This window comes from Massilistercora timonensis, from assembly GCF_048354975.1.
Taxonomy (GTDB): domain Bacteria; phylum Bacillota; class Clostridia; order Lachnospirales; family Lachnospiraceae; genus Massilistercora; species Massilistercora timonensis.
Genome location: NZ_DBGCJQ010000065.1, coordinates 1 through 24,501, shown reverse-complemented (window position 1 = coordinate 24,501; position 24,501 = coordinate 1). Strand labels below are relative to the sequence as shown.

Sequence of the window (24,501 nt, the reverse complement as noted above, 5' to 3'; positions counted from 1 at the left end):
TCTGGGACGTGGTATTTTTAAAAATACCACGTCCCCACCCAGAAAGGATGTTGTGAAATGATCAAAGCGGGTATCATCGGAGCCACTGGATACGCGGGTGCGGAGCTGGTCCGGCTTCTTGCGGGACATAAAGACGTGGATATCGTCTGGTATGGTTCCAGAAGTTATATAAATGATAATTATGCAAATGTATACCGGAATTTCTGTAAGATCGTGGACGCCAGATGTCTGGACGACAATTTAGGGGAGCTGGCGGACCAGGCGGATGTGATCTTTACAGCCACGCCCCAAGGCTTCCTGGCGTCGGTGCTGACGGAGGAGATCCTGGAGAAAACGAAGGTGATCGACTTAAGCGCGGACTTTCGGATCAAGGATGTGGCGGTTTATGAAAAGTGGTACAGCATTGAGCACAAGAGTCCCCAGTTCCTTGCGGAGGCGGTATACGGCCTCTGTGAGATCAACCGGGAGAAGATCCGGGGCGCCAGGCTGGTGGCCAATCCGGGGTGTTATACCACCTGTTCGATCCTCACCGCCTACCCGCTGGCCAGGGAGGGACTGATCGACATGGACACCCTGATCGTGGACGCCAAGTCCGGGACTTCCGGCGCAGGCCGGGGGGCCAAGGTCCCTAACCTGTTCTGCGAGGTGAACGAGAATATAAAGGCCTACGGGGTGGCCACCCACCGTCACACGCCGGAGATCGAGGAGCAGCTGGGATACGCGGCGGGCCGGCCGGTGACTTTAAGCTTCACCCCTCATCTGGTTCCCATGAACCGGGGGATCCTGGCCACGGAGTACGCCTCTCTTAAGGAAATGGTCTCCTGGGAAGAGGTAAAAAAGATCTATGAGAAATATTATGGAAAGGAAACCTTTATCCGGGTGCTGGACCAGGGCGTGTGCCCGGAGACCAAATGGGTGGAGGGAAGCAACTATGTGGATATCGGCTTCCAGATCGACCCGCGGACCGGCCGGATCATCCTGATGGGCGCCATTGACAACCTGGTGAAAGGCGCCGCCGGGCAGGCGGTCCAGAACATGAACCTGCTCTTTGGCCTGCCGGAGACGCAGGGCCTTGAGCTGGTGCCCATGTTCCCGTAAGAATGACGGAAAAGGAGGACAAAAAGTGATACGGGTAATGAAGATGGAAGATTATGATCAGGTCTACGCACTCTGGAGCAGGATCCACGGGTTCGGCCTGCGAAGCGTAGACGATTCCCAGGAGGGCATCCGCCGGTTCCTGGAGCGCAATCCCACTACCAGCGTGGTGGCGGAGGAGGACGGCCGGATCGTGGGCGCCATCCTCTGCGGGCACGACGGCAGGCGGGGCTGTCTCTATCACGTCTGCGTGGACGAGGGATATCGGATGCGGGGCATCGGGAAGGCCATGGTGGTGGCCGCCATGGAGGCCCTGAAGGCAGAGAAGATCAACAAGGTTTCTCTCATCGCCTTCACCAGAAATGATATCGGCAATGCATTCTGGAAGGAGATCGGCTGGACAAAGCGCCAGGATCTGAACTATTATGATTTTACATTAAATGAGGCAAACATCACGGCCTTTATTCAGTAAGGGAGGATTGTAAAATGAAAGAAATCAAAGGCGGCGTGACCGCGGCAAAAGGATTTGAGGCGGCCAGTACAGCCGCAGGGATCAAATACAAGGACCGGACCGACATGGCCATGATCTACAGCCAGGTTCCCTGCCAGGCGGCAGGAACCTTTACCACCAACGTGGTGAAGGCTGCGCCGGTGAAATGGGACCGGCAGGTGATCGACAGCGGCGCGCCGGTGCAGGCGGTGATCGTCAATTCCGGTATCGCCAACGCCTGTACCGGAGAAGAAGGGATGGGCTACTGTAAGGAGACCGCCCAGGCGGCAGCAGAGGCCCTGGGGATCCAGGCCTCCGGCGTGACCATCGGCTCCACCGGCGTCATCGGGATGCAGCTTCCCATAGAGAAGGTGAAGGCTGGCATCCAGGTTCTGGCGGGAGAGAAGAACGGTTCCCTGGAAAACGGAACCGCCGCGGCCAAAGCCATCATGACCACGGACACCTGTGAGAAGGAGCTGGCGGTGGAACTGGAGATCGGCGGAAAGATCGTTACGCTGGGAGGCATGGCCAAGGGTTCCGGCATGATCCACCCAAACATGTGCACCATGCTGGCCTTTCTTACCACCGACGCGGTGATCTCAAAGGAGACGCTGCAGAAAGCTTTAAGCGAAGACATTCAGGACACCTACAATATGATCTCTGTGGACGGGGACACTTCCACCAACGATACAGTGCTGCTTCTGGCAAATGGCCTGGCAGAGAACCCGGAGATCCAATACGGAACGGCAGAGTATGAAGAGTTCAAAGAAGCCCTTCACAGGGTAAATGTATATCTGGCGAAAAAGATCGCCGGAGACGGGGAAGGCGCCACCGCCCTTTTCGAAGTGCAGGCGGTAGGCTGCGAGAGCGTGGAACAGGCAAAGATCCTGGCCAAGGCCATTGTCTGCTCCAACCTGACCAAGACGGCTATCGCAGGCCATGACGCCAACTGGGGCAGGATCCTGTGCGCCATGGGGTATTCGGGAGCACAGTTTGACCCGGAGAAAGTGGATCTGTTCTTTGAGAGCAAGGCAGGAAAGATCCAGATCATCGCGGATGGTACAGCGGTGGCCTACAGCGAGAAAGAGGCTACCAAGATCCTGTCTGAGCCGGAAGTGACCGCCATCGCGGATGTGAAGATGGGCACGGAGAAGGCCACCGCCTGGGGCTGCGACCTGACCCACGGATATATTGACATCAACGCGGATTACCGGAGCTGATCATCAGGCAAAAAGAGGGAGACAACAGGGAAGGAGCGGATCGCATGAATAAAGATATGGAAAAATACCTGGAGAAAGCGGAGGTGCTTATTGAGGCCCTGCCTTACATCCAGCGGTTCAACCGCCGGATCTTCGTGGTAAAATACGGCGGCAGCGCCATGGTGGACGAGGAGCTGAAAGAACAGGTCATCAAGGACGTAACGCTGTTGAAGCTGGTAGGGTTCAAGCCCATCATCGTCCACGGCGGCGGCAAGGAGATCAGCCGCTGGGTCGGCAAGGTGGGAATGGAGCCAGAATTCGTCAACGGGCTGCGGGTGACAGACGAAGACACCATGGAGCTGGCGGAGATGGTGCTGGGCCGGGTCAACAAAAGCCTGGTACAGCTGGTAGAGAGCCTGGGCGTGCGTGCCATCGGGATCAGCGGCAAGGACGGGCAGCTTCTGTCTGTGAATAAGAAATACGCCAATGGTGCGGATATCGGTTTCGTGGGGGATATCAAGAAGGTCAATGCGGAAGTCCTCTACGATCTGATCGAGAAGGATTTCCTTCCTGTGATCTGTCCGGTGGGGCTGGACGATGATTACAATACCTACAATATCAACGCGGACGATGCGGCCTGCGCTATCGCCAAGGCCATGCGGGCGGAGAAGCTGGCCTTTCTTACTGATATCGAAGGAGTGTACCGGAATCCGGAGGATCCCTCCACCCTGATCTCGGAGCTTCGGGTCTCAGAGGCCAGGAAGCTGATGAATGAAGGAGTGATCGGCGGCGGCATGCTGCCCAAGCTGAACAGCTGCATCGACGCCATTGAACACGGGGTTTCCCGGGTGCATATCCTGGACGGGCGGATCCCCCACTGTCTCCTGCTGGAGATCTTCACCAATAAAGGAATCGGCACAGCCATCTTAAACGAAGGAGAGCAGCAGTATTATTATGGAGAATAAAGCGATGAATCAATATGTGGAAACCACGGAAAACAGCCTAGTGCACACTTATAATCGTTTCCCCGTGGTCCTGGACCGGGGAGAGGGCGTGTACCTTTACGACACAGAAGGAAAGAAATATCTGGACTTTGCTGCAGGGATCGCGGTGTCCGGGCTGGGCTACGGCAACCCGGAATTCAACGGCGCCCTGAAAGCGCAGATCGATCAGCTGATCCATTCCTCCAACTTGTATTACAACACCACCTGCGGCAAGGCGGCAGAGGCGCTTAAGGAGGTCAGCGGGATGGACCGGGTGTTCTTCACCAACAGCGGCACCGAGGCCATTGAAGGAGCCCTGAAAGCAGCCCGGAAATATGCCTGGAAGAAGGGGACCGGCCGCTATGAGTTTATCGCCATGGAGAATTCCTTCCACGGCAGGAGCATGGGCGCGCTGTCAGTGACAGAGCACGAAGCTTACCGGACGCCTTTTGAGCCGCTGATCCCGGGGGTGAGCTTCGCCCGGTTCAACGACCTGGACAGCGTCCGGGAACTGGTGACAGAGAAGACCTGCGCCATCATTCTGGAGCCTCTCCAGGGAGAGGGCGGGATCAACACGGCCAGCGAAGAATTTATGAAGGGGATCCGGGAACTCTGCGACAAAGAAGGGATCCTGATGATCTGTGATGAGATCCAGTGCGGGATGGGCCGGACGGGAAGTATGTTCGCCTGGCAGTCTTATGGGACGAAGCCGGATATCATGGCCATGGCCAAGGCCATCGGGAGCGGCGTCCCGGTGGGGGCATTTGCCATGACAGAAGAAGTGGCGAAGTATTCCCTGGAGCCGGGGGACCACGGCACCACCTACGGGGGCAATCCTCTGGCCTGCGCGGCGGTGGCCAAGACCATCGAGATCTTCCGCCGGGAGAAGATCACAGACCATGTGCAGGAGGTGGGGGCTTATCTGACCCTGCGCCTAAAGGAACTGGTGGAGACCTGCGACGGCGCGCTGGAGCAGAGAGGAAAAGGACTGATCCAGGGACTGAAGGTCCGCCGTCCTGCCGGTGAGATCTGCGCCGCGGCGCTTAAGGAAGGGCTTCTTGTGATCAGCGCCAGAAGCGACGTGATCCGTCTGGTGCCGCCCCTGATCGTTAAGAAAGAGCACGTAGACGAACTGATGGAGAAATTAAAGAAAGTATTATAGGCAGAAGGGACATAAAAGAGCCGGTCGTCGGATATACTATCTGGAAGCAGAGAGGAGGTAGATCCGGATGACCGGTTTTTTGATCGCCCTTTTATCCGGGGCGCTGATGAGTGTGCAGGGGGTGTTCAACACCCAGGTGACAAAGACCACGGGCCTTTGGGTCAGCAATGGGTGGGTGCAGGCAAGCGCTCTTGCCGCCTGTGTGGCAGTCTGGTTTTTCGCCGGGCGGGACAGCATTGGGACGCTGTGGAAGGTAGAGCCCAAATACGTACTGCTGGGCGGGGTGATCGGCGCGGGGATCACCTGGACGGTGGTGAAAAGCATGGAGCAGTTAGGTCCGGCCAAAGCGGCGCTTCTCATTGTGATCGCCCAACTGATCGTGGCTTATCTTATCGAGCTTTTCGGCCTGTTTGGCGTGGAGCGGGAACCCCTGGAATGGCGCAGGGTGATCGGTATGGGAATCGCCCTGATTGGAGTTGCAATTTTCCAGTGGAAATAGTACAATGAGTCTATCTAGGCATAAGAGGGGTATTTACAGTCTGACAAGCTGTAAAGGAGAAGATTTTATGCATAGAGCGTGGAGACGGCTCTGCCTGATCGGGGCAGGGATCGTGTGGATGACGGCGGCAGGCTGTCAGGAGGGGAACCAGGAAGAACCGCTTCTGGAGGAAGTGGAGGAGATCCGGGAGGAGCCGGAGCAGACAGAGGAGGAAAAGCCGGAAGAGGAGAAGATCTGTGTCCATGTCTGCGGGCAGGTTGCAAGCCCGGGCGTCTATGAACTGCCGGCGGGAAGCCGGGTCTATCAGGCGGTGGAAGCGGCAGGCGGGATGACGGATGGAGCAGCATGGCAGATCAACCAGGCCCAGGAACTTGCCGACGGGCAGCAGGTGTACGTACCCTCGAAGGAGGAGGCGTCGGAGGCCGGGATAGAGCCGGGGATTGCGGGGCAGGCGTCTGATGGTAAGGTAAACATCAACACCGCCACGAAAGAAGAACTGATGACCCTCAGCGGGATCGGCGAGGCAAGAGCGGAGGCGATCCTTAAGTACCGGGAGGAAAAAGGGGGCTTTCAGTCCACGGAGGAACTGAAAGAGATCGACGGGATCAAGGACGGAATATTTGGCAAGATAGAAGATCAGATCAAAATTTGACAGGGGAGAACAAGATGAGCAGAAAGGTATTGGTTGTAGACGATGAAAAATTGATCGTGAAAGGGATCCGCTACAGTCTGGAACAGGACGGGATGGAAGTGGACTGTGCCTACGACGGCGAGGAAGCGCTGAAGCTGGCCAGGGAGAATGAATACGACATCCTTCTTCTGGATGTGATGCTGCCCAAGCGGGACGGGTTCGAGGTGTGCCAGCAGATCCGGGAGTTCTCGGACGTGCCCATCGTCATGCTGACGGCGAAAGGGGACGATATGGATAAGATCCTGGGCCTGGAGTACGGCGCGGACGATTACATAACAAAACCTTTCAATATCCTGGAAGTGAAGGCCAGGATCAAGGCTATCATGCGCCGGACCGGCAGACATAAGGAAGAGAGGCCGGGACATAAGCTGATCAACGCAGGGGAGATGGAGATCGACTGCGAGAGCAGACGGGTACGCATCGCAGGCCGGGAGATCAATCTGACGGCCAAGGAGTTCGACCTTCTGGAGCTTCTGGCCACCAATCCGGGCAAAGTATACAGCAGGGAAAATCTTCTGAACATCGTATGGGGTTACGAGTATCCCGGCGATGCACGGACGGTGGACGTACATATCCGGAGGCTGCGGGAGAAGATCGAGACCAATCCAAGCGATCCGAAATATGTCTATACCAAGTGGGGAGTGGGTTACTATTTCAGGGGTTAAAAAGTATATCAAGATCAGTTTTTTCAAAAGTCTTCGTTTCCGGATCACTTTCCTGATCATTGTGGCGGGCCTGATTCCCGGCCTGATCATGCGGGGAGTGATCCTGAACAGATATGAGGATCGGGCGGTGGAACTTCGCACTGCCGAGATCCAGAATCAATGTGCAATTCTCTGCGACCAGCTGAGCAGTTTGGGCTACTCCGGCGGCGCCGCGTCAGAGATCATTCGGACAGAGCTTACGCAATTGACAAACATTTATAACGGGCGGGTCATGATCATCAATGAGGAGTATCAGATCGTGGAGGACACCTACGATATGGACGTAGGGCGTACCATCGTGTCCGGAGATGTGATCCGCTGCTTCCAGAAGGAGAGCACCAGTCATTACGACGGCCAGAACCGGTATATTGAGGTCACTTCCCCTATCACGGACCATGCCTCGGAGAAGGTGACGGGAGTCCTTCTGATGAGTGTGTCTACTGATGTGATCGTAGACCAGCAGAATGTACTGGCAGGACAGACCTGGGTGACCTGGGGCGCCACGTCGCTGGTGGTGGTGATCCTGGCCTTCCTGGCGGGGATGGTGATGGTCCGGCCGTTCAGGCGGATCACCCGGTCCATCGAGGCGGTGACAGAAGGCTATGAAGACCAGTATCTCCATGAAGACGCCTGCACGGAGACGAAGCTGATCTCAGAGGCATTTAACAAGATGCTGGGCCGGATGAAAGTGCTGGACGATTCCCGGCAGGAATTTGTATCCAACGTATCCCATGAGCTGAAGACACCGCTTACATCCATGAAGGTGCTGGCAGATTCCCTGCTGATCCAGGAGGATGCGCCGGTGGAGCTTTACAAGGAATTCATGGGAGATCTATCAGAAGAGATCGAGCGGGAAAATAAGATCGTCAACGATCTTCTGTCCCTGGTCAAGATGGACAAGACGGCAAATGTGATGAATATCCGCTCGGAAAATATCAATGAGCTGGTGGAGCGGATCCTGAAACGGCTGCGTCCCATCGCGGCCAGCCGGAATATCGAGGTGATCTTCGAGAGCTTCCGTCCGGTGACGGCGGAGGTGGATGAGGTGAAACTGTCCCTGGCCATCTCCAATCTGGTGGAGAACGCCATCAAATACAACAAAGAATCCGGCTGGGTCCATGTCACTCTCAATGCGGACCACAAGTTCTTCTATCTGGAGGTGGCGGATTCGGGGATCGGCATCCCCCAGGAGGAGACGGAGCATATCTTCGAGCGGTTCTACCGGGTGGACAAGTCTCATTCCCGGGAGATCGGCGGAACCGGCCTTGGACTTTCCATCGCCCGCAGCGCGGTGGTGATGCACCGGGGAGCGATCAAGGTGTTCAGCCAGCCGGGAGAGGGGACCACATTTACGGTGCGGATCCCGCTGATCTATGTGACTTAGGAGAAGGGAGGAAGGATTGGGCATGAAACGATATTTATGGATCCTGCTGGCGTCCTTGGTCCTTCTTGCGGGCTGCAAAGGAGCCGGGGAGGAAGAAGGAGACGGGCCATTCCTCTACTATGTCAATACAGACGGGACGGATCTTGTAAAGCAGGAGGCGAAAAGCCTGGAAGGAGATCCCAAAGAGGCTGTCTCGTATCTTTTGGATGCCCTGCAGGAGAAGACGGATACCATTGATTATAAAAGCGCTTTTCCGCAGAAGGTGACAGTGGAGGACTGGACGCTGGAAGAGGGAAGACTGAAGCTTTTTTTCACCCAGGATTATGAGGATATGGACCAGGCGGCGGAAGTGCTTTTGAAAGCGGCGGTGGTACAGACCCTGACCCAGGTGGAGGGAGTGGACTCCGTGGAATTCTTTGTGGGAGACAAACCCCTTGCCAGAAAGGACGGGACGGCGGTAGGTCCTATGACGGCAGAGGAATTTATCCAGAATACCGGTTCCTCGCTCCATTCTTATCAGGTAGGGAATTTCAGCCTGTATTTTGCCGGAAAAGAGGGGAAACTGGTGCGGGAAGCGGTTGAAGTGCGCTATAACAGCAATATTTCCGCGGAAAAGCAGATCATTGAGCAGTTGATCAAGGGACCTTCCGGGGAGAATGCGCTTCCCACCCTGCCAGAGGATACAAAACTTCTGGGGGTTTCGGTAAGAGACGGGGTCTGCTATGTGAATTTCAGCGAGGAGTTCCTGCAGCCGGTGGACCAGGTGGATCCCAAGCTGACCATCTACTCCATCGTCAATTCCATCACTGCCAGCGGGAGCGCGGGGAAGGTTCAGATCCTGGTCAACGGGGAGACCAACCTTTCCTATCAGGAGACCATTGACATCAGTCAGCCATTTTCTATGAACGCAGATTTGATCGAGGAGGAAGAGTGAGGCACAGACCATTATGTTTCGCGTGCCTGGCCTTGTTTCTGTTCCTGTGGGGCGCGGTCCTTATGGGAGGGGAGAAGTGGTTTCGGGAACTTCGCCCTTCCCCTCTGGATGCCTGTGCCGAGGCGGGGGAACAGATCCGGTTCACAGGCCGGGTGTATCAGCGGGAAGAAAGAGACGCATATCAGATCTTATATCTAAAAGAAAATTCTGTACAATCTGAGGAACAGTCGTTCCAGATATCCGGAATCATGGTTTATGATGAAAAGAAGAAAGACCTTGCCATCGGCAGCAGGCTTGTGGTGGAGGGAGAGGCATTTCCCCAGCGGTCCGCCCGCAATCCGGGCGGTTTTGACCAGCGGATCTACGACCGCAGGCGGGGGATCTATGGCAGTGTGTGGGCCACAGACATCCAGGCGGCAGGAGGAGAAGCGGACTGGTTTATGGAGGGACTCTTCCAATTTCGCCAGGCCTGGCGGCGGCAGCTGGTGGAAGCTATGGGAGAAAAAGACGGGGAGACTCTGTCCGCCATCCTTCTGGGAGAAAAGGCGGGGATGGACCCGGAGATGAAGGAGTTGTATCAGGATCAGGGGATCGGCCATATCCTGGCAATCTCCGGCCTTCATCTGTCCCTGATCGGGCTTGGGGCCTACCGGGTGCTGCGCCGGGGAACCGGTTCTTACCTTGCCGGAGGCGCGGCGGGGATCGGATTCCTGGGCTTATACGTGGTGATGATCGGGCTGTCGGTATCGGTGGTCCGGGCTTTCCTGATGTTTCTCTTCCGGATCGGGGCGGACATAACGGGACGGCATTATGACGGCCTCACCGCCCTGTCCTTCTCAGCGGCGGCTGTTCTTCTGTGGCGGCCGTTGTCGGTCTATGACGGCGGCTTTTGGCTCTCCTTCGGGGCGGTGCTGGGGCTTTTGCTTCTTCTGCCTCTCTTTCGGGGGCTTCCCTGCCAGGGGTTCTGGTCCAGCTTCTGCGTCAATCTGGTGATCTTCCCGATTCTTGCCTGGTATTTCTTCGAGTTTCCTCCCTGGTCCCTGATCCTGAATCTTGTGGTGATCCCCCTTTTCTCTGTGCTTCTGGTATCCGGCCTTGTGGGAAGCCTTCTTCTGTGGGCCTCCATTCCTCTGGGGGAATTGCTCCTTGGGGTGTGCAAGGGGATCTTCTGGCTCTATGAGGGGTGCTGCCGGATCGCTGCTCTTCTCCCAGGCGCGCGGGTCATCACCGGCCAGCCGGAAATCTGGCAGATGGTCCTTTATTATCTCTGTCTTGCAGGAATCTTTGTCCTGCTGTGGAACTGGAAAAGGAAACGCCTTAATGATCGATCCCGTTCCGGTCCCGGGCACAGGGCTATTCCCTGGATCGGATCCGCCCTTCTCCTTATAGCAGGAATCGGGATCCTGCTGTTCCCGGTGGAGGAAAGAGGAGAACTGTCTGTCATAGTGCTGGATGTGGGGCAGGGGGACGGGATCTTCATCCGGGATCCGGCAGGGGGGACCTGTCTCATTGACGGGGGCAGCAGTTCCGAAGACCAGATCGGCCGGTATACCCTGGAACCCTTTCTGAAATCCAGGGGCGTGGACCGGCTGGACTATGTGCTGGTCTCTCACGGGGACGTGGATCACTACAGCGGGATCCTGGAGCTGATAGAGAGGCGGGATCAGGGGATCGATATCGGAACGCTGGTGTTGCCCCGGAGGAATTTCTGGGAAGAGCAGCTTGAGAATCTGGCCCTTCAGGCGCAAAGAGCCGGGATCCCTGTGGCGGTGATGGCTCCGGGAGACGTGCTGGGCGGGGGAGGAATGACCCTTACCTGCCTGCAGCCGGGGGAAGATTTCCCCGGGGAGCCGGGAAATGAAGCCTCCCTGGTGCTGGCGCTCCAGTACGGGGAATTTGACATGCTGCTCACCGGGGATGTAGAAGGAAAGGGAGAAGATCTGCTGACCAGGATCCTGGAAGAAGATTACCAGGATGTGACATGGGACATACTCAAAGCGGCCCACCACGGTTCGAAGAATTCCACCGGAGAGGCATTTCTTGAGGAGGCGGCGCCTTCGCGCACCCTGATCTCGGCAGGGAAGGACAACCGGTACGGCCATCCCCATAAGGAAACCCTGGAGCGGCTCCGGGAGGCGGGAAGCCGGGTGTATTCCACTGCGGACCACGGGGCCATTGAGATCCGGACAGACGGGAAATCCATAGGGATCACCGGGTTTTGCGGTTGAATTCATCCCGGAAATCTAGTATACTTCTCTAGGAAGAATGGAACTATCCCAGTCAGAGAAAGAAGGAATCATCCATGACATATGAAGAAGTCTTAGATCAGGCCAGGACCTGTATCGGCAAGTACTGCAAGGCCTGTCCGGTGTGCAACGGCCGGGCCTGCTCCAACCAGATGCCAGGCCCCGGGGCCAAGGGAACGGGAACGGTGGCGATCCGCAATTATGAGAAATGGCAGGAGCTGTGTATCAATATGGACACCATCTGCGAGAACCGGCCTGCGGACACCAGCCTGTCCATCTTTGGACAGACATTTCAGTACCCCATCTTTGCGGCGCCTATCGGGGCTATGAAGCTGCATTACGGAGACAAGTACGATGACCTGGAATACAATGACATCCTGGTGTCTGCCTGTGCGGCGGAAGGGATCGCGGCATTTACCGGAGACGGCACCAATCCGGCGGTGATGGAGGGCGCGGCCCATGCCATCAGGGCGGTGAAGGGGCAGGGCATCCCCACGGTCAAGCCCTGGGATCTTGCCACCCTGCAGGAGAAATTCGCTCTGGTAAAGGAATCCGGTGCCTTCGCGGCTGCTATGGATATTGACGCCGCTGGTCTTCCATTTCTTAAGGGGCTGACCCCGCCGGCAGGAAGTAAGACGGTAGAGGAGCTTAAGGAAGTGGTGGCTGCGGCAGGAGTTCCCTTCATCGTGAAGGGAATCATGACTGTGAAGGGAGCCAGGAAAGCAAAGGAAGCAGGGGCTTCTGCCATCGTGGTATCCAACCACGGCGGCCGGGTGCTGGATCAGTGTCCTTCCACGGCGGAGGTTCTGCCGGAGATCGCGGACGCTGTGGGCAGCGAGATGAAGATCCTGGTGGACGGAGGGATCCGTTCTGGTGTGGATATATTCAAGGCTCTTGCACTGGGCGCGGACGCAGTGCTGATCGGACGGCCCTTTGTGACGGCGGTCTACGGGGGAGCGGCCGAAGGCGTTCATGCACTGGTTCAGAAACTGGCTTTGGAGCTTGCCGACACCATGGCGATGTGCGGAGCTCACAGCCTGGATGAGATTACAAGGGATATGATCAGATAATCTATGAAAAGTCTAAATGAAGACATCAAAACAGGACAGTTTAAGCAGGTATATCTTCTCTATGGAGAGGAAGCCTATCTGAAGAAACAGTATAAGGACCGGCTGACCAGGGCCATGCTGCCGGAAGGGGATACCATGAACTATGCCTATTATGAAGGCAAGGGGATCGACGGGGCGGAGCTTATCGATCTGGCGGAGACCATGCCCTTTTTCGCGGAGCGCCGTCTGATCGTGGTGGAGAATTCCGGGTTCTTCAAGAGCGCGGAGCCTCAGCTTGCCGACTATATGAAAGAACTGCCGGAGACCGCCTGCTTTCTCTTTGTGGAACAGGAAGTAGACAAAAGAAGCAGGATGTTTAAGGCGGTGAAGACGGTGGGCCGGGCGGTGGAGCTTGGCCGGCAGGACGAGAAGACCCTGCTCTACTGGATCGCCGGACATCTGAAGCGGGAAGGCAGGCAGATCACGGAGCGGTCAGCCCGCCACCTGGTAGAGCAGGTGGGAACGGACATGGAGAACCTGTCCCGGGAGATGGAGAAGCTGATCGCCTATACCATGGGAAGGACGGAGATCACCGGGCAGGATATCGACGACATCTGCACTGTTCAGATCACCAACCAGATCTTCGACATGGTGGAGGCGGTAGCCAGGAAGGAACAGAAAAAAGCCCTGGAGTACTACTATGATCTGCTGGCGTTAAAAGAGCCGCCCATGCGGATCCTCTACCTTCTGTCCCGGCAGTTCAGGCTGCTCCTGGAGGTGAAGGAGCTTATGAAGACCGGGGCCGATAAGGCGAAGATCGCCAGTGTGGCAAAACTCCATCCCTTTGTGGCGGGAAAATATATGCAGCAGTGCCGGAATTTTACCACCCGGGAATTAAGAGAAGCCATGGAAGAGGCGGCGGAACTGGAAGAAGCGGTGAAGACCGGACGGCTGGGAGACCGGATGAGCGTGGAGATCTATATCCTGGAGAGGAGCAGGCGTACGGCTCCCGGAGGGGAAGACAAGAAGTAATAAGAGAAAGAGGATAGAAAATGGCAGGAATAGACCAGAGTAAAATTCGCAATTTTTGTATCATTGCCCATATTGACCACGGGAAATCTACCCTGGCGGACCGGATCATCGAGATGACCGGGCTTCTCACCAGCCGGGAGATGCAGTCCCAGGTGCTGGACAATATGGAACTGGAGCGGGAGCGGGGGATCACCATCAAGGCTCAGACCGTCCGCACCGTGTATCAGGCGAAAAACGGAGAAGAATATATTTTCAATCTCATTGACACCCCGGGACATGTGGACTTTAACTATGAGGTGTCCCGGAGCCTGGCCGCCTGCGATGGCGCCATCCTGGTGGTGGACGCGGCCCAGGGAGTGGAGGCCCAGACGCTGGCCAATGTGTATCTGGCCCTAGACCATGATCTGGATGTGATGCCGGTGATCAATAAGATCGACCTTCCCAGCGCCCAGCCGGAGCGGGTGATCGAGGAGATTGAGGATGTGATCGGCATCGAGGCTTCCGACGCTCCGCTGATCTCAGCCAAGACCGGGCTTAACGTGGATCAGGTGCTGGAACAGGTGGTAGAGAAGATCCCTGCGCCCCAGGGGGATCCGGATGCGCCTCTGAAAGCGTTGATCTTTGACTCTGTCTATGATTCTTACAAAGGCGTGATCGTATTCTGCCGGATCAAGGACGGGACGGTGCGAAAGGGCACACCCATCCGTATGATGGCTACCGGGGCGAAGGCGGAAGTGGTAGAAGTGGGCTATTTTGGCGCCGGCCAGTTCATTCCCTGCGAGGAGCTGAGCGCGGGCATGGTAGGATATATTACCGCCAGTCTGAAGAATGTGAAGGAAACCCGGGTGGGAGATACGGTGACCAACGCGGAACATCCCTGCGCAGAGCCCCTTCCCGGTTACCGGAAGGTGAATCCTATGGTGTATTGCGGCATGTACCCGGCAGACGGGGCCAAGTACCCAGATTTGAGAGACGCGCTGGAGAAGCTGCAGCTCAACGACGCTTCTCTTCAGTTTGAACCGGAGACGTCGGTGGCGCTGGGATTTGGATTCCGCTGCGGATTCCTGGGGCTTTTGCACCTGGAGATCATCCAGGAGCGGCTGGAGCGGGAGTACAACCTGGATCTGGTGACCACTGCCCCCAGTGTAATCTACAAAGTCTATAAGACCAACGGAGATGTGATCGACCTGACCAACCCCACCAATCTTCCCGATCCGTCGGAGATCGACTACATGGAGGAGCCGGTGGTGAAGGCAGAGATCATGGTGACTTCTGAATATATCGGTTCTATCATGGATCTGTGCCAGGAGCGGCGGGGCGTCTATGAAGGTATGGAGTACATTGAGGAGACCCGGGCAGTGCTGCGTTACCGCCTGCCCCTCAATGAGATCATCTACGACTTCTTTGACGCGCTGAAATCCCGTTCCAGAGGCTATGCTTCTTTTGACTATGAGCTGGCGGGCTACGAGCGTTCCGAGCTGGTGAAGCTGGATATCCTGATCAACAAGGAAGAGGTGGACGCCCTTTCCTTTATCGTCCATGGGGATACCGCCTATGAGCGGGGGCGGAAGATGTGCGAGAAGCTGAAGGAAGAGATCCCCCGGCAGCTCTTTGAGATCCCCATCCAGGCGGCTATCGGCAGCAAGATCATTGCCCGGGAGACAGTGCGGGCCCTGCGTAAAGACGTGCTGGCCAAGTGCTACGGCGGCGACATCACTCGGAAGAAGAAGCTTCTGGAGAAGCAGAAAGAAGGCAAGAAGCGGATGCGCCAGGTGGGCAGTGTAGAGATTCCCCAGAAGGCATTTATGAGTGTGCTGAAGCTGGATGATAAGTAACAGGAGCAGTGACGATGGAGCAGTCAGGCAGAAAACCTTTGGAGTTATATCTTCATATTCCATTTTGCGCTAGCAAATGTAAGTACTGTGATTTCAGGTCTGCCCCGGCCAGCGGGGCCGCGCGGCAGGCCTATGTGAAAGACCTTTGCCGGAAGATCCGTTCCCACGGAGATCTGGCAGAGGTTTCTTTGGTTGTCAGCATTTTCCTGGGAGGGGGCACGCCCTCCATCCTGGAGGCGGAAGAGACCAGGCAGATCTTCCAGGCCATCCGGGAGACCTTTTCCCTGGCGGAAGATGTGGAGATCACCACGGAGATGAATCCGGGAACCGTGTCCCGGGAGAAGCTTAAGATCTACCGGAACTTAGGGATCAACCGGCTGAGCATAGGTTTACAGTCCATGGACGACCGGGAACTTGCGATGCTGGGGCGGATCCACACCCGGCAGGATTTCCTGGATACTTACCAGATGGCCCGGGAGGAGGGATTTTCCAACATCAATGTGGATCTCATCTCGGCCATTCCTTATCAGACGGCGGAAAGCTGGCGGGACACCCTTATCCGGACGGCACAGCTGGGGCCGGAGCACATCTCCGCCTACAGTCTTATCATCGAGGAAGGTACGCCCTTCTATGAGCGGTACGGGGAAGGGCGGCATGCAGAAGAACTGCCTGACGAGGACACGGAGCGGCAGATGTACCATGACACTGCAAGGATCCTTAAGGATTACGGCTATCACCGCTATGAGATTTCCAACTATGCCAGGGCGGGATACGAATGCCGCCATAACCTGGGGTACTGGAACCGGACCGAATATCTGGGGATCGGGGAGAGCGCGGCTTCTCTCATCGGCAACCGGCGCTGGGTAGAAGGGGAAGAACCACAGGAACTGACGGTGTCTGAGCAAATGGAAGAATACATGTTTCTGGGACTGCGGAAGATGGAAGGCGTATCAAAAGAGCAGTTCCGGGAGACCTTTGGGCGTACCCTGGAGAGCGTATACCAGGATGTGCTGGATCGGATGTACCAGTTGGGAATGCTGGAAGAAGCAGAGGGATACGTGCGCCTGAGTGAGCGGGGCATCGATGTGAGCAACTCGGTGATGAGCGAGTTCTTGCTCTAAAAAGGGACAGGGTAAAAACTCTGGTTTTCTTCCAGAGTTTTTTTGCGTCATAAATATGAACTAATAAGGGATAAAATATTGAATAATAGTTCTTGATTCGTTATAATATACAGAAAGATTTGTGCAAAAATATCGTTGCCAGATGAGGAGGAAGAATATGAGAAGGATAAAGAAATTGACAGCTGTTCTTCTTGTGGCAGTCATGATGTGCACCCTGTACTCTGGGAGCATGACGCCGGTGCTTGCCAAGGCAGAGCCGGCGGCGGGACAGGAAGAGACGGAAGAAATGACTGAAGCGCCTGAGACGGAAGCCGAGGAGACGAAGACAGAGGTGGAAAGCCCGGAGGCGGAAGAGCCTGACAAAGAAGAGGGCAAGACTGAGGAAAAAGAAGAAGAAAAGAAACCTGAGGTAGCCGCAGAACAGCCAAAAGCTGCGGAAGAGAAGAAAGAGGAGACCAGGCCGGAAGAAGCGCAGGATCAGCCAAAGGCTGCGGAGAGCAAGCAGGAAAGCGGGACAGAGGAAGCGACTGTAAAGTTGACAGGTATCTCTGTAAAAGAAGATGTGGATCTGAATAATATTTCCGCGCCGGGAACATTGACGATCCAGCTTGATCTGAAAGCGCCGGAAGGCTGCGTTGTACAAAGCGCGCAAATAGGTTTCTGTACGGATACAGGGGAATATCTGTATTGGAATGCAGAGTTCTTTGAAAATCCGGTTAATCCATCTGAAGGTCCGCTGGAGGTGGAGATAGATCTTGGAAGGTATGCGGTACAGGGTGAGTATACTCTGGACATGATCTATTTTTATGCAGATGGGGATTATTATTATAATAATTACTACGAAGGTACCCTGGATTGTACAAATGATGCAACAGCGATAACTGACCATTTCCCATATAACGGGGAAGCTGATTTCACAGTGACAAGTTCGGGGGAGGATCCTTTTCTGCCGGAAGTTACAGATATTCGTATGTTGAGTGAGAATCCGATTGCGACCGGAGAGGATCTTCTGTTTGACGTTTATTACAGTGAAGAGGGGTCGGGCGTAAAAGCGGTTGATTTTACTTATTATGAAATTGATGGCGATTCGGAAATTACCGTTTCTGATTCTGGTTATGGAGAGGAGAATTGTACAAGAGATGGGGTCATAGAGGTATCTGCCTATGGAGACGATCTGATCCCCGGAGAATATAAACTTGGGTTTATTAATATTACAGACTATGCGGGAAACAGCAGAAGTTATCAACTGTCAGACGGGGTTGACGGGCTGATCAGTTATGATACAGAGAAGGAACTTGTTATTCAGCCGCAAGCAAGTACTCTGAGTGTTCAGGGCATAGAGAGCAATGGATTGAAAGTGAAAGATCTGAAGATCGAAGGTGTTGCGGATAAGGATCATCTAACAGCGGGAGAATCTTTTGAGGTGGTCCTGACGGTTTATAACGATATTAAAAAGAAAGTTCCGGTTGTGCCTGAAAGATGTTGGATTCAATGGGATGGTGTTGATGACGACTCTGCTTACAAGATGGTGTATTCAGAGGGAGAACAGTTTGTTTTGGATCCAGGGGCGGAAGCAGAATTGCGTTTCCCTGTGGAAATCAGCCGGTATTCTGGGGTAAGCAACTATCAATTGTCATTATTGTCAATTAACGGATCAGAAATAAATAATGATTTTTGGCCAGCTACCTATTATGATAAGCGGTGGAGTGACGATTTGATAGGAACCGGAGTAACTGCTGCAGATCCTTATCGTGATGGGGTCATGGATGTGCTTCCCTACCATGGGGAAATTGACTGGTCCGTTACGACTTTAACTTCAACTACTGATACACAGGCCCCAATCATTGAAAGTGTCAAGGTAAATCCTCAGTCCGCAACGGTTCCGGGGAAGATCGAACTGGAGATCAGGACAAAAGGGGAAGAGGTGTCACCAGTTGATACCCTCAGTTGGGCATTTTGGGATAAGAACCGGGTGCATAATGTCATTATGGGAATGAGTACAAATCCGAAGGAATTTACCGGTGAAGAGGCATATATCTTCAAAGACTATTATTATTCCCCGATATCTTATTCTGCAGAGCGCGGCTGCTATGTGGCAGAGATTGAACTGGATGAAAAGATTGTTAAAGGAACCTACTATCTGCGGGAGATTACGCTGGGAGATGAGGCTGGAAACAGTAATTACTATGGTTATAATGGGGAGAATGGAAAATTAGAAGCCTATTTGAAGGATGACAGCATTTCAGTAATCGATACCTGTGAATTTACTGTTTCAGAGAGCGCCTCCCCGGATGAAGATTTTGACGCACCAATATTTGAGGATCTTAGCCTTCAGGTGAATCAGGCGGAAGCGGGAGAGGTGATCCAGTGCAGGATTAAGGTGAATGACGAGACAGGAATCTCCAGGTTAAGGTTGGATTATGAGTGTGATCAGGATGGAGACGGAGAGACTGATACATATCTGTCTCTGGAGAGCAGGAATGTAATCTTGCAGGGAGATGAGTATATCTGTGATTTTGTGGTGGATCCATATTGCACTGCCGGAGATTATGATTTGTTCAGCATTCTTATTGTAGACGGGTCTATCCGGGAAAATTATTCTACATATTTGTACGATAAGCTTGGAAATATTATTCTTGGCCCTTATGGTGATGATTATGTGCAGATGCCGCCGGAAAGATCCTTTGCTCTTACAGTAAAGCAGACACAGGAAAATATGGTTGTGACAGATCTGGCGAATGGTAACGTGATGGAAGCAACAGAAAATGTTGAAGAGGGCGGAACGGTGGTCGTAAAAGGATCATACCTTGAGGACCTCTCCGAATATAGAATTCCTACGGAATTTTTCCAGGCGGTTCAGGACAAAAAACTGACAGTTATTATCCCCGATTCCCAGGGGGATTCTGAGATTGTAATTAAAGGGGAAGATTTGTTGGCAATACCTGATATGGATCTGGAATTGCGGATCAAGCGGGAAGCCCTGGTAGAAGATGAAGCAGGCGTGAAAGAGGATGACCTTTACTATCCGGTTGATGTTATAACATCGGATGCCTCCATGCCTGTGACGATCCGCGTGAAGGTGGATGATGAATTCCGTGACCAGTGTGGGGAGAACCCGGTGCGGATCTCCAGAGTGGGTGAGGATGGTACACCAACTATCGTAGCGGAGAATGTAAGGGTAAATGAAGATGGCTATGTTGAGATCAATTTCCCCAATGGACTTCAGGGAACGGGTGTCGCCAGCCAGATCCTCTATGCAAATGCAGGTGGACAGAGAACTATTCAGGAGAAGTACTCCTTTATGATATCTTCCCAGGTGGATGAATCGGAGGTTATGCTGGGGGATGTCAACGGAGATGAGGAAATAGACATTTTTGATCTGACACAATGTATGAATCATATTGTTGAGAAGGCCCAGTTGACAGGGGATAAATATAAAGCGGCTGATGTGAATGAGGATGGGGAAGTAGATATTTTTGATTTGACAAGGATTATGAATTACATAGTGGAAAAGACAGATACAGTTTAACTAGATAAATAGGGCGGATTTAGTAAAATCCGCCCTATTTATGTAATGTCATCAGATTGTACAGCTTGGATGTAATGGGAAATAATTTGTTCGAGATGTGAACGTTTGTTGGAAGGACAGAGAGAAATCATTCCGATAATTGGATCTACTTCTTCAATTTGTGTAGAACCAAAAAGGATATAGTCTACGGAAACGTGAAGAGAATCAGATAATTTACAGAGAGTAGTGACGGACATATTTTTTAGACCAAGTTCAATATCATAGCAAAATCTTGGAGTAATGTCAGCCATTTCTGCAAGTTTTTCACGTGAATAGCCATTTAGTAACCGTTGTTTTTTAATACGTTCTCCCATCATGACAGGATCAATCAAAGCCATTGATTAACCTCCTTAATATTAGGAAATATTGTTCATATAAATTTTAGCCTATCATTTGTTACTGAAATAAATATGAACTAATAAGGGATAAAATATTGACAATGAGTTCCATAAATAATATAATTACAAAGAACAATTGGGCAAATCGTGGTTGATTAGGAGGAGTTGTTAAAATGGGAATGAGAAGTATGAAAAAGATGTTTTCTTTTATTCTTTCATTCGTTATGGTTGCAAGTATCTGCTTTGCGGCGGTGCCACAGAAAGTGGAAGCTGCAGGTGATAGCTTGGTGTTTACAGTTTCTGCAGATAAAGAAGTTGTAAAACGGGGTGATCAGGTTACTGTGACGATCGAAATGTCAGGAAATAAGACAGATGGTTATACATTATCGTATCGTTTGAATTATGATAATACAAAATTAGAATATATAGACAGTGAATTAGGATCGGTAGCAGAAGGAGCCGTGGTTTCAAGCGCCACGGGAACGAATCAGAGAGTAAATGTAGTGGTTGCCAAACCAGAGGTGCTTTCAAATGGAACACTGGTAACCGTTACTTTTAAAGTAAAAGATAATGCGCCTACAGGGAAGATTGAATTTACTTCTGAGCCCAAGGTGAGCGATGAATATGGTGTCAATGAAGTTTCCAGTACAGTTGCCGATAATACAAATTTATCGGTTGAAGTTCCGGCAACAGATATTTCATTAAATAAGACTTCAACAACAATTGCTAAAGGTGAAACAGAAAAACTTACAGCCACTTTAAAACCAGAAGATGCCAGCAGCGCGATCACATGGTCCAGCGCTAATGAAAAAGTGGCAACAGTTAGTGAAGATGGAACGGTAAAAGCAGTTGGGGCAGGTACAACTAAGATTACCGCAACAGCAAATGGCCACAGTGCTTCTTGTGAAGTGACCGTTAATGTCCCCTTGAAAGAGATTACGGTTACAGGAGAAGGCAAACGTGATACGATCAAAAAAGGAGAAACTCTTCAACTGACAGCAGAACGCGTTCCAGAAGATACGACTGAGACAGGAACGATTCAGTGGAGCAGCAGTAACGAGAAGATAGCGACTGTTGATCAGGCAGGCCTTGTAACTGCAATTGCTGATGGGACAGCAACAATCACAGCGCAGATAGGAGAAATTAAGGGAGAATACGAGATCACTGTTCAGGAAGTAAACCTGACAGGGATCAGTATAAAAGAGAGTACCACGATTCATCGTGGAGAGAGTGAAACTTTAACAGTTACATATGTACCAGAAAATACAACTGATGACAGAACAGTAACATGGGAAAGTTCTGATTTGTCTGTGGCAACTGTGGATGGAAGCGGTACCGTAACAGCGGTGGGAATTGGAAGTGCAAAAATTACGGCTAAAGTTGGAAATCATACAGACGTATGTGCAGTAGCGGTTGATGCTCCTCTTGAAAATATAGATGTTCAAGGCACACTGGAACTGATGAAGAATCAGACGGCAGTGATTGGTTATAAACTTGTTCCGAGTGATACAACAGATAAAGAGCCTGTGACCTTTACGTCTTCTGATCAGACAGTAGCAACAGTAGATGCCGATGGAAATGTGAAGGCTTTGAAAGCTGGTACAACGGTTATCACACTGAAAGGTGCAAATGACGTAACGGCTACAGTGACTGTAACGGTGACAGAGATTCCAATTGATACCGTTTCTCTGGACAAAAAAAGCGCAATTGTTGAAAAGAATGAGGCAATTGAGTTGATGGCAGTCATCGGTCCTGATACAACAACTGATGATGACAAAACTATTAAATGGAGCAGCGACAATCCGTCAGTAGCGACTGTATCATCAGAGAAGACAAATTCTGGTGATAAAGTGACGGTGACTGCAACTGATAAAGGCGGTACTGCAACCATTACCGCAGAAGCATGGAACGGAACAAAGGCAGAGTGTGTGGTCACAGTTCCGGTTCACATTGAAAAGGTTACACTTCCTCAGACCGTAACTCTGAATAGAGGGAGAACTACCGTATTAGATGTAGTATGCGATCCGGAAGAAAACGATGATACGATTATATCCGTAGAATGGACCAGCAGTGTTCCGGATGTGGCAGCCGTTTATGGTGATGGTACTGTTGAAGGCCTGAAAGAAGGGACCGCAGAAATTACTGCAAAAGTTAAAGTTATAACCCTGACGAATGAAACGAAAGAATATACCGCACAGACGCAGGTGACAGTGAAAGAGAACCATTTAGAGGCTGACCTGGGTGGAAAGCTTGCGTTTGAAGATATGGAAGAAGCTCTTCTTAAAGGACAGTCTGTTGATATGTATTATCAGCTGAATCTTGAAGATATCATGAGTGATCATGAGATTACAGATGGTGTACTTATTGAGTGGACAAGTTCTGATGAGACTGTTGCGTCTATTGACCAGACAGGAAGATTGTCTGCTCTGAAAGAAGGAAAGACTACAGTTAAAGCGGTTGTTGTCGCAAAAGATGGAAGTGGAAATACATATGGACCATATAATGTAGAAGTGGAAGTAGAGGTTCAGGAGATTCCGCTGGATTCCATCGCATTTGATAAGATTATCAAAGAGATGCAGGTGGGTGCGAAGGACGTTCTTCATGTTATTTATAACCCGCAGAACACCACAGATGATAGAGATGTGATCTGGAACAGTTCTGATGCAAGTGTTCTGACTGTTGATAAGAACGGCAATTTGACGGCGTTAAAGGCAGGCAAAGCGACTATTACGGCAACGGTAGGTGAAAAAGAGATTTCCTGTGAGATTACCGTCAAAGCGGTTGATACCGGTAAACCGGGACAGAGTGACGGCTCTGACAGTGCGGGAAATGAGACTGGTGTTGCCAAGGGTGATGAGAGCGGTGTGCGTACCGGCGACCCGGCAATGATCATATTGTATGTTACGCTGTTTGTAGGAGCGATGGCGACAATAGTGCTTATCAGAAGAAGAAACCGTAGAGTAAGATAAGAAAAGCATAAACAGCGTGGCGAGAAAGCCACGCTGTTTTCATATCAGATGGAGGGAAGGGAAATGTGTGAGGATAGAAAGCAAAGTTTTTATCGCTGGATGATAAAAGCTTTATTTGCCCTTGTGGCAGTTTTTTGCGTGAGTCTGTTTTCTGTTGAGGCTCGGGCGGAAGAGAAAGTCCATGTAGTGCGGGAAGCAACAGGAGATTTGGAGCAGTTAGAGGCAATTGAAATTTCTGACGAAGAAGCAGAAGAGTGGCTGGAAGCAGAAGAAAGCCAAAATCAGGAATCTCCCGGAGCAGTCAGTTCAGATCCTTTTCTTGAGTATGGATCAGATTATGGATATCGGGATATGAAAATGCGCTCGAATCCGGAGGGAAGGCAGTATTTATATAAAAAGTTATTGGAGGAGAGCAAGGTTTTTACTGTAGATGGTACTGACGCAGGGACAGTTGAGACATCCAGTGGAATTCAATACGCTGAAGCAGTGACAGTGGATGTGGGAGACTATGATTTGACAGAGGATGAGAAGATAGAAGTATATTTTACTTTCCGGCATGATAACCCGCAGTTTTTCTGGCTTTCTAATCGGGTGGTCTATTCTACAAGCCGTCTGATCGTATTAACTTATGACGAATATAGAGATGGCGGTACCAGAACCGCCGCTTATGATGAGATTGTAGGAACGGCAGAAAATGTATATCAGTCGAAGATTTCTGAAACAGATTCATACTATGAGAAGATTTTGAAGATACACGATACGTTGATAGCGGATATTAAGTATTCAGAGGATACTTCTGTTCCGATCAGTCATTCGATCGCAGGAGCGATGACCTCTAGTAAATCTGCAGTATGTGAAGGATATGCGAAAGTTATGCAGGTAATGATGAACTGTTATGGGATAAATAATATTTTTGTGACAGGACTTGGCAATGGAGGCGCTCATGCCTGGAATATGGTTCAAATGGATGACGGCGCATATTACTGGCTGGATGCAACATGGGATGATCAGCCATATGAGCAATTCCAACATGATTATTTCCTGGTGGGTAATAAGAATTTTACAGGTCATGTGGCGGATACACCTGATGGAAATGGGACTTCCTTTTTATATGCGCTTCCAAAAGCGGCGGATGAAGACTATGTCTATAATCCAGAAGAAGGAGATGGTGAGGGTGATCAAAATGTGAAATTGGGGGATAT

General features: G+C 52.0%; 19 protein-coding genes. 18 read left to right on the top strand and 1 reads right to left on the bottom strand.

From position 1 onward, the window contains the following. Window positions 1-57: 57 nt before the first annotated feature. The 16 genes from argC to ACML7B_RS06030 all read left to right on the top strand — a co-directional run bounded on the left by argC (window position 58) and on the right by ACML7B_RS06030 (window position 19,953). Window positions 58-1,098: an N-acetyl-gamma-glutamyl-phosphate reductase gene (gene argC / locus ACML7B_RS06105; RefSeq protein WP_418539903.1), complete on the top strand. Its 1,041-nt coding sequence runs from the start codon at window positions 58-60 to the stop codon at window positions 1,096-1,098. Window positions 1,099-1,123: 25 nt separating this feature from the next. Further along, window positions 1,124-1,567, top strand: a complete 444-nt coding sequence (locus tag ACML7B_RS06100; protein WP_418539901.1) for a GNAT family N-acetyltransferase — start codon at window positions 1,124-1,126, stop codon at window positions 1,565-1,567. A 14-nt stretch (window positions 1,568-1,581) separates the two neighbouring features. Further along, on the top strand, window positions 1,582-2,805 hold the full coding sequence (gene argJ / locus ACML7B_RS06095; RefSeq protein WP_418539898.1) for a bifunctional glutamate N-acetyltransferase/amino-acid acetyltransferase ArgJ: 1,224 nt from the start codon (window positions 1,582-1,584) through the stop codon (window positions 2,803-2,805). Window positions 2,806-2,849: 44 nt separating this feature from the next. Further along, on the top strand, window positions 2,850-3,749 hold the full coding sequence (gene argB, locus ACML7B_RS06090) for an acetylglutamate kinase (protein ID WP_418539896.1): 900 nt from the start codon (window positions 2,850-2,852) through the stop codon (window positions 3,747-3,749). Continuing rightward, window positions 3,739-4,929 (top strand): aspartate aminotransferase family protein, encoded by a 1,191-nt coding sequence (locus tag ACML7B_RS06085; protein ID WP_418539893.1) that lies wholly within the window; start codon window positions 3,739-3,741, stop codon window positions 4,927-4,929. The genes argB and ACML7B_RS06085 overlap by 11 nt, the downstream gene beginning before the upstream one ends. Window positions 4,930-4,996: 67 nt before the next feature. Continuing rightward, window positions 4,997-5,428, top strand: a complete 432-nt coding sequence (locus ACML7B_RS06080) for a DMT family transporter (protein ID WP_106790073.1) — start codon at window positions 4,997-4,999, stop codon at window positions 5,426-5,428. Between the two features lie 67 nt (window positions 5,429-5,495). Then, complete coding sequence (locus ACML7B_RS06075) at window positions 5,496-6,080, top strand: helix-hairpin-helix domain-containing protein (protein ID WP_418539891.1); 585 nt, start codon at window positions 5,496-5,498, stop codon at window positions 6,078-6,080. Between the two features lie 14 nt (window positions 6,081-6,094). Continuing rightward, window positions 6,095-6,784 (top strand): response regulator transcription factor, encoded by a 690-nt coding sequence (locus tag ACML7B_RS06070; RefSeq protein ID WP_346708761.1) that lies wholly within the window; start codon window positions 6,095-6,097, stop codon window positions 6,782-6,784. After that, window positions 6,741-8,207 (top strand): sensor histidine kinase, encoded by a 1,467-nt coding sequence (locus tag ACML7B_RS06065; protein WP_418539888.1) that lies wholly within the window; start codon window positions 6,741-6,743, stop codon window positions 8,205-8,207. The genes ACML7B_RS06070 and ACML7B_RS06065 overlap by 44 nt, the downstream gene beginning before the upstream one ends. Window positions 8,208-8,229: 22 nt before the next feature. Further along, window positions 8,230-9,141: a GerMN domain-containing protein gene (locus tag ACML7B_RS06060; RefSeq protein ID WP_346708759.1), complete on the top strand. Its 912-nt coding sequence runs from the start codon at window positions 8,230-8,232 to the stop codon at window positions 9,139-9,141. Then, window positions 9,138-11,369 (top strand): DNA internalization-related competence protein ComEC/Rec2, encoded by a 2,232-nt coding sequence (locus ACML7B_RS06055; protein ID WP_418539886.1) that lies wholly within the window; start codon window positions 9,138-9,140, stop codon window positions 11,367-11,369. Before ACML7B_RS06060 ends, ACML7B_RS06055 begins: the two co-directional genes overlap by 4 nt. A 74-nt stretch (window positions 11,370-11,443) precedes the next feature. After that, a complete protein-coding gene (locus ACML7B_RS06050) occupies window positions 11,444-12,457 on the top strand; it encodes an alpha-hydroxy-acid oxidizing protein (protein ID WP_346708757.1) in 1,014 nt (337 codons plus the stop codon). Window positions 12,458-12,460: 3 nt separating this feature from the next. Next, on the top strand, window positions 12,461-13,468 hold the full coding sequence (gene holA, locus ACML7B_RS06045) for a DNA polymerase III subunit delta (protein WP_106790080.1): 1,008 nt from the start codon (window positions 12,461-12,463) through the stop codon (window positions 13,466-13,468). 20 nt (window positions 13,469-13,488) lie between these two features. Beyond that, window positions 13,489-15,303, top strand: a complete 1,815-nt coding sequence (gene lepA / locus ACML7B_RS06040; RefSeq protein WP_418539883.1) for a translation elongation factor 4 — start codon at window positions 13,489-13,491, stop codon at window positions 15,301-15,303. Between the two features lie 14 nt (window positions 15,304-15,317). Further along, window positions 15,318-16,424: a radical SAM family heme chaperone HemW gene (hemW, locus tag ACML7B_RS06035; protein ID WP_418539881.1), complete on the top strand. Its 1,107-nt coding sequence runs from the start codon at window positions 15,318-15,320 to the stop codon at window positions 16,422-16,424. A gap of 157 nt (window positions 16,425-16,581) precedes the next feature. After that, window positions 16,582-19,953: a dockerin type I repeat-containing protein gene (locus ACML7B_RS06030; protein WP_418539879.1), complete on the top strand. Its 3,372-nt coding sequence runs from the start codon at window positions 16,582-16,584 to the stop codon at window positions 19,951-19,953. Between the two features lie 38 nt (window positions 19,954-19,991). Here the strand turns inward: ACML7B_RS06030 and ACML7B_RS06025 are convergent, their stop codons facing one another. Continuing rightward, window positions 19,992-20,330 carry a helix-turn-helix domain-containing protein gene (locus tag ACML7B_RS06025; protein ID WP_418539876.1) on the bottom strand — a complete coding sequence of 113 codons (339 nt, stop codon included), beginning with the start codon at window positions 20,328-20,330 and terminating at the stop codon, window positions 19,992-19,994. A gap of 173 nt (window positions 20,331-20,503) precedes the next feature. Between ACML7B_RS06025 and ACML7B_RS06020 the strand changes: the two genes are divergently transcribed. Next, window positions 20,504-23,299 (top strand): Ig-like domain-containing protein, encoded by a 2,796-nt coding sequence (locus ACML7B_RS06020; RefSeq protein ID WP_418539873.1) that lies wholly within the window; start codon window positions 20,504-20,506, stop codon window positions 23,297-23,299. A 63-nt stretch (window positions 23,300-23,362) separates the two neighbouring features. Then, the coding region (locus ACML7B_RS06015) for a transglutaminase domain-containing protein (RefSeq protein ID WP_418539871.1) at window positions 23,363-24,501 on the top strand (1,139 nt) is incomplete at its 3' end.

Coding starts and splice junctions, on each gene's coding strand:
- hemW (WP_418539881.1), top strand. CDS start 15,318: ATGGAGCAGTCAGGCAGAAAACCTTTGGAGTTATATCTTCATATTCCA.
- ACML7B_RS06065 (WP_418539888.1), top strand. CDS start 6,741: ATGTCTATACCAAGTGGGGAGTGGGTTACTATTTCAGGGGTTAAAAAG.
- argC (WP_418539903.1), top strand. CDS start 58: ATGATCAAAGCGGGTATCATCGGAGCCACTGGATACGCGGGTGCGGAG.
- argJ (WP_418539898.1), top strand. CDS start 1,582: ATGAAAGAAATCAAAGGCGGCGTGACCGCGGCAAAAGGATTTGAGGCG.
- ACML7B_RS06020 (WP_418539873.1), top strand. CDS start 20,504: ATGGGAATGAGAAGTATGAAAAAGATGTTTTCTTTTATTCTTTCATTC.
- ACML7B_RS06075 (WP_418539891.1), top strand. CDS start 5,496: ATGCATAGAGCGTGGAGACGGCTCTGCCTGATCGGGGCAGGGATCGTG.
- argB (WP_418539896.1), top strand. CDS start 2,850: ATGAATAAAGATATGGAAAAATACCTGGAGAAAGCGGAGGTGCTTATT.
- ACML7B_RS06080 (WP_106790073.1), top strand. CDS start 4,997: ATGACCGGTTTTTTGATCGCCCTTTTATCCGGGGCGCTGATGAGTGTG.
- lepA (WP_418539883.1), top strand. CDS start 13,489: ATGGCAGGAATAGACCAGAGTAAAATTCGCAATTTTTGTATCATTGCC.
- holA (WP_106790080.1), top strand. CDS start 12,461: ATGAAAAGTCTAAATGAAGACATCAAAACAGGACAGTTTAAGCAGGTA.
- ACML7B_RS06060 (WP_346708759.1), top strand. CDS start 8,230: ATGAAACGATATTTATGGATCCTGCTGGCGTCCTTGGTCCTTCTTGCG.
- ACML7B_RS06050 (WP_346708757.1), top strand. CDS start 11,444: ATGACATATGAAGAAGTCTTAGATCAGGCCAGGACCTGTATCGGCAAG.
- ACML7B_RS06025 (WP_418539876.1), bottom strand. CDS start 20,330: ATGGCTTTGATTGATCCTGTCATGATGGGAGAACGTATTAAAAAACAA.
- ACML7B_RS06070 (WP_346708761.1), top strand. CDS start 6,095: ATGAGCAGAAAGGTATTGGTTGTAGACGATGAAAAATTGATCGTGAAA.
- ACML7B_RS06085 (WP_418539893.1), top strand. CDS start 3,739: ATGGAGAATAAAGCGATGAATCAATATGTGGAAACCACGGAAAACAGC.
- ACML7B_RS06030 (WP_418539879.1), top strand. CDS start 16,582: ATGAGAAGGATAAAGAAATTGACAGCTGTTCTTCTTGTGGCAGTCATG.